This is a genomic window from Paenarthrobacter sp. CM16, assembly GCF_013179505.1.
Classification (GTDB): domain Bacteria; phylum Actinomycetota; class Actinomycetes; order Actinomycetales; family Micrococcaceae; genus Arthrobacter.
Genome location: NZ_JABMCX010000316.1, coordinates 1 through 5,086 on the forward strand (window position 1 = coordinate 1; position 5,086 = coordinate 5,086).

The 5,086-nt window shown below is 63.3% G+C and carries 7 protein-coding genes and 1 pseudogene; 7 read left to right on the plus strand and 1 reads right to left on the minus strand.

From position 1 onward, the window contains the following. The 5 genes from HP499_RS20530 to HP499_RS24915 form a co-directional block, all read left to right on the plus strand. The coding region (locus HP499_RS20530) for a 3-hydroxyisobutyryl-CoA hydrolase (RefSeq protein WP_172325981.1) at nt 1-761 on the plus strand (761 nt) is incomplete at its 5' end. Continuing rightward, nucleotides 758-1,699, plus strand: a complete 942-nt coding sequence (gene mmsB, locus HP499_RS20535) for a 3-hydroxyisobutyrate dehydrogenase (RefSeq protein WP_172325982.1) — start codon at nt 758-760, stop codon at nt 1,697-1,699. The genes HP499_RS20530 and mmsB, both read left to right, overlap by 4 nt. Nucleotides 1,700-1,751: 52 nt before the next feature. Continuing rightward, nucleotides 1,752-2,531 (plus strand): enoyl-CoA hydratase, encoded by a 780-nt coding sequence (locus HP499_RS20540; protein ID WP_172325983.1) that lies wholly within the window; start codon nt 1,752-1,754, stop codon nt 2,529-2,531. Nucleotides 2,532-2,610: 79 nt separating this feature from the next. Further along, nucleotides 2,611-2,898 (plus strand): DUF4190 domain-containing protein, encoded by a 288-nt coding sequence (locus tag HP499_RS20545; RefSeq protein WP_216660207.1) that lies wholly within the window; start codon nt 2,611-2,613, stop codon nt 2,896-2,898. Between the two features lie 136 nt (nt 2,899-3,034). After that, nucleotides 3,035-3,190, plus strand: coding sequence for a hypothetical protein (locus tag HP499_RS24915; protein ID WP_216660208.1), 156 nt, complete (start codon nt 3,035-3,037; stop codon nt 3,188-3,190). Here the strand turns inward: HP499_RS24915 and HP499_RS20550 are convergent. Continuing rightward, nucleotides 3,175-3,846: a TenA family protein gene (locus tag HP499_RS20550; protein ID WP_172325984.1), complete on the minus strand. Its 672-nt coding sequence runs from the start codon at nt 3,844-3,846 to the stop codon at nt 3,175-3,177. The two genes, HP499_RS24915 and HP499_RS20550, sit on opposite strands and share 16 nt — an antisense overlap. A 106-nt stretch (nt 3,847-3,952) precedes the next feature. Between HP499_RS20550 and HP499_RS20555 the strand changes: the two genes are divergently transcribed. Together HP499_RS20555 and HP499_RS20560 are read left to right on the plus strand one after the other, a co-directional pair. Next, complete coding sequence (locus tag HP499_RS20555; protein ID WP_172325985.1) at nt 3,953-4,822, plus strand: universal stress protein; 870 nt, start codon at nt 3,953-3,955, stop codon at nt 4,820-4,822. 60 nt (nt 4,823-4,882) lie between these two features. Beyond that, nucleotides 4,883-5,086 (plus strand): annotated as a pseudogene (locus HP499_RS20560) (helix-turn-helix domain-containing protein); the annotation flags it as partial.

The window sequence follows — 5,086 nt, forward strand, 5'->3', positions numbered from 1 at the left end:
AGCCGTACGTGGCCTTCATGGACGGGCTGGTACTGGGCGGTGGCGTGGGTATCTCCGCCCACGGTTCGGTCCGGATTGTCACCGAACGGACCCGTACCGGGATGCCCGAGACCACCATTGGTTTTGTTCCCGACGTCGGCGGCACGCTGCTGCTGTCCCGCTCGCCGGGGGAGACGGGAACTCACGCAGCCCTGACCGGCGCCCACCTGTCAGGGGCCGACGCCCTGTTCATGGGGCTCGCGGACCACTTTGTGCCGTCCGAAAGCCTGCCCGCGCTGGCGGAAGCGCTGGAAAGCTCGACGCCGGATGCCGCCGTCGAGCGCTTTGCCCAAGCGGCGCCGGACTCGGCCCTGGCGGCACAGCGCGAGTGGATCGACGCTGCATACGTGCATGACGACGCCGAGGAAATTGTGCGGAGCCTGCGCTCTTTGGGCGACCAAGCGATCGCTGCGGCGGACACGATCGAGGCGAAGTCGCCGACGTCCGTGAAGGTCGCTCTGGAATCGTTGCGCCGGGTCCGCGGACTCCCGCTCGAGGAAGCGCTGGATCAGGAATACCGCGTGGGGCTTCGCTGCCTGGCCGGTCCTGATTTCCGTGAGGGCATCCGCGCACAGGTAGTGGATAAGGACAGGAATCCGCAATGGAAGCCGCCCACGCTTGCTGACGTCCACGCGTCCGACGTCGAGGGCTACTTTGCGCCGCTCGGCGAGCGGGAGTTGGGCCTTTCAAAACTGGGCAGTGAGTCGAAGGAGACGGTATGACAGAGAACGCAGCCATGTCAGATAGCCAAGCCCCGGGGACGGGTCGCATCGCGTTCCTCGGACTTGGACACATGGGCGGCCCCATGGCGGCCAATTTGATCAAGGCCGGGCACGACGTCATTGGCTATGATCCCGTTCCGGCAGCCGTTGAAGCGGCGTTGGCCCATGGGATTCCCATGGCCGCCACGGCGCATGAAGCTGCTGCGGAGGCGGCAGTGGTGCTGACCATGCTGCCCAGCGGCAAGCATGTCCTGGATGCCTATCGTGGGGTGGACGGCCCGGGGCTGCTTTCCATTGCGCGGCCAAACACACTCTTCCTGGACTGTTCCACCATCAATGTGGACGAAGCCCGGGAAGCTGCCGCCGTTGCCCTTGAAGCCGGGCACCGCTCAGTGGACGCCCCGGTTTCCGGCGGCGTAGTGGGTGCAGAAGCGGGCACGCTGACGTTCATGGTGGGCGCGCTTCCCGAGGACTTCGAGACCGTGAAGCCCATCCTGGAATTGATGGGCAAACGGATTGTCCATTGCGGTGACCACGGTGCCGGGCAGGCCGCGAAGGTCTGCAACAACATGATCCTGGGCGTTTCCATGATTGCCGTTGCCGAAGCATTTGTGCTCGGTGAAAAGTTGGGCCTCACGCATCAAGCCTTGTTCGACGTCGCTTCCAACGCCTCGGGGCAATGTTGGGCCTTGACCACCAACTGCCCCGTTCCGGGTCCTGTCCCCACCAGCCCGGCCAACCGCGACTACCAGCCCGGTTTTGCCGGAGCTTTGATGGCCAAGGACCTGCGCCTGGCCCTGAACGCGTTGGAAAGCACGGGTGTTGCGGCGGAAATGGGACCGCTGGCATCACGGATTTACGATGCCTTTGCTGCGGGCGAGGGAGCCGGCAGGGACTTCTCCGGAATTATCACGGAGATCCGGGATAAATCCGTGTGAGAGGTTTGAACCGAGTAGTTGAGGGTCTGAAGAGCGTGGCGAGAGGGAGAGCATGACGGAGCATTACCAGAACATTGTGGTGGAGCGTCGGGGCCGGGTTGGATTGGTGTCCCTGAACCGGCCCGAAGCGCTGAACGCGCTGAATACGGCACTGATGAATGAGCTCGTGGACGCTGTCACTTCAATGGACACCGACCCCGACGTAGGCGCAGTGGTGATCACGGGATCCGCCAAAGCGTTCGCTGCGGGTGCCGACATCAAGGAAATGTCCTCCAACAGCTACATGGAGATGTACGCGGCGGACTGGTTCCGCCGGTGGGAGGACCTCACCCGCCTCCGCATTCCTGTTGTTGCTGCTGTTTCCGGCTTTGCCCTGGGCGGTGGCTGTGAGCTGGCCATGATGGCCGATTTCATCATCGCCGGCGACAACGCCAAGTTCGGCCAGCCGGAAATCAACCTGGGGGTGATCCCGGGCATGGGCGGCTCGCAGCGGCTCACCCGCGCCGTCGGCAAGGCCAAGGCCATGGACATGGTCCTGACCGGCAGGTTCATGGACGCAGATGAAGCCGAACGCTCCGGCCTGGTCTCCAGGGTGGTTCCTGCTGCTGAAGTCATTGACGAAGCGGTCAAGGCAGCTGAAGTGATCGCCTCCAAGTCCAAGCCTGCCGCCATGGTGGCCAAGGAAGCGGTCAACGCGGCCTTCGAAATGGGACTGTCACAAGGGGTTCTCTTTGAACGGCGCGTGTTCCACTCGCTCTTCGCCACGGAGGACCAGAAGGAAGGCATGGCCGCGTTCAGCGAGAAGCGCCAACCGGAGTTCAAACACCGGTAATTCGCGCGTCTTTTGGGGCCTGGCGGGGATAGACTCGGTGCACTTACAAACTCGGTGCACTTACAAATGGGGAGAGAACATGTCAACGGAGATCGTTCAGGCTAACCACACTGAAGCGTCCGCCCAGCCGATCAACCGGCAGGCCCTGGTGGCCGCCGCAATGGCAGTCGTTGCCGTCGTGGGGCTGTTCTTCGCGGGCATGGCTGTGATCGCGGTATTCGTGGTGGGGGCAGGGCATATGGCCCTCAACCAGATCGAGCAGCGCGGCGAACGCGGCAGGGGCTTTGCCATCGCCGCTTTGGTGGTGGGCTACGGGATTGGCCTCCTGTCCCTGGGCTCGGCGCTGATCTTCGCGTTTACCGGGTAGTTCCGGCGGTTCCGCTGTTTTAGTCTGCTGCTTCAGTCCTCTGATTAGGACGCAGCTCACGGTCCTTCCTTCGTCATGTTCCACCTGATTGGGCCTCCTACTGAGGGATACACAAGCAGGCGAGACTGAGGGACCCATGACCTGGCAATTTTGCGATAACGATTACTGCCCCGAGAGCTGGCACTGGACTGACCTGACGGCAAGTCCGGAGTCCTGCAGTAGTTCTGATGAACACGGCTCCGGCGAACAGGACAACCGCACAGGGGTTGTCCGCTCCTACTTCGCGGCGTAGGCCTCGTCCGGGACCAGCGCTGCATCGAAGAACGCCCGCTCCAGCCGAACCGCTTCCGCGAAGGTAGCGGCCACGCGTTGCCGCTCCTGCGGTTGTGAAGGTTCGACGGCGTCGAATTCGTCGCGTAGCCATGTGACCCACGCGTTGTACTCAGGGTTGTTGTGGAGACGGATCCATTCGGCATGCCTGGGTTCGGCGGGCCACTGGGTGGGGTCTCCGGCGCGGGCGGCCCACTCTCCGTACAGCCACTCAGCAACAAGCAGGACTGCCAGGACATCGGGGTAAGAGCGGGTGGACAGGGCGCTGCGCATCAGGTTGTCGAACTCCCGGGTGGCACGTCCGAGAGCGGGCGCAGTCCTCTCGGCTTCCGGAACGTCCAGCTCATTGAAGCAATCCTGGAAGTACGTGTTCTCGTCCGAAGCGAAAGCTCCCAAAACCCCGGCGAACACCAGGCGTGCGGGGAGCGAAGGAGCTGAGGCGACGGCCTGGCCCAGCAGGGCGGTGAAGGCATCGCAGAACTGGTAATCCTGCACAAGATAATGGCGCAGCTGCTCATCGGGAAGGGACCCGTCCAACAGCTGGTCCACGAACGGATGGTTGACGGCGGCGTCCCAATCCCCGGCGGACTGGTTCCTGAGTTCTTCGGCAAAGCTCACGGTGTTTCCTCCTGAAGTGTCAGCATCGGAGCCTAGCAGCGTGTTGCGTTGTGGCGTCGGGCGTTACGCTATGGTGCCTCTCCCGGTGCGGGCGTAGGCTCTGGCCATGACGAACGAGCGCGCATCGAAGATGATCGTGGTTGGCTTTGACGGGTCCGAAGAATCACACCGGGCCGTTCAATGGGCGGCAAAGCACGCTATCCTCCGGGACTGTTCCCTTCACGTTGTGCACTGTTCGTTGTGGGTCATGCTGTCCCACAACAGGGGTCCCGTTCCTGGTGTGGCCGATAGCGGCCTGGAACGGGCCGCGCAAAAGGTGCTTGAAGAAGGCGTGGCGCTCGCCAATGAGACCGTCCCCGATCTGGACGTTCGCAGCACCTTGTTTCACGGCATGCCGCGCGATCACTTGGCCCACGTCTCGGCCGGTGCTGCGATGTTGGTGCTCGGAAGTCGGGGTCTTGGCGGGTTCATGGGTTTGCTGGTGGGATCGGTGAGTTTGGAGATGGCAGCAACCGCTGAGTGCCCGGTGGCCGTGATCCGTGCCGACGACCATCCTGACGGTCCCGTCCTGCTGGCGGTGGATGAGACGGGTTCTCCGGCAGCCCTCGAGGAGGCGTGCCTGTTTGCGGCAGCAACAGGTGCCGAACTCATGATCGTTCACGTGCTGCACGAACCGGAAGGGTACCGGCGGTTGCGTGAGCCCGTGGAGGCTTATCCGGACGCTGAAGCGATGCTCGACTCCGTGCTGAGCCGCGCCAGGCACAAAGCCCCTGGGATCACAGTGTCCGGCGAGCTCCTGGTGGACTCGTCATTCTCCCGGGCGGTGGTCAAGGCTTCACAAGCGGCTCGCATCACGGTGGTGGGGACCAAAGGACATGGGCTCATCAAAGGAACCATAGGATCAACGGCCCACGCCGTGCTCCACCATGCCCACAGTCCGGTGCTGGTTTCACGCCGGAGGGCCGAGCCTGCGTAAGCCGGTGGAGGCCTTGGCAGGGACTCCCTCCCGTGACGGGCCGGACCTAGCATGGGAGTCATGGATAATCGGGCTGAAGTACGCGAATTCCTGATCTCCCGGCGTGCGCAGGTGGCCCCGGAGCAGGTGGGCTTACCCGCAGGATCCAACCGCCGGGTTAAAGGGCTGCGTCGCAGCGAAGTTGCCACACTGGCAGGGCTGAGTGTGGAGTACTACACGCGATTGGAAAGGGGTGCCATCAGCGGTGCTTCGCCGCAGGTGCTG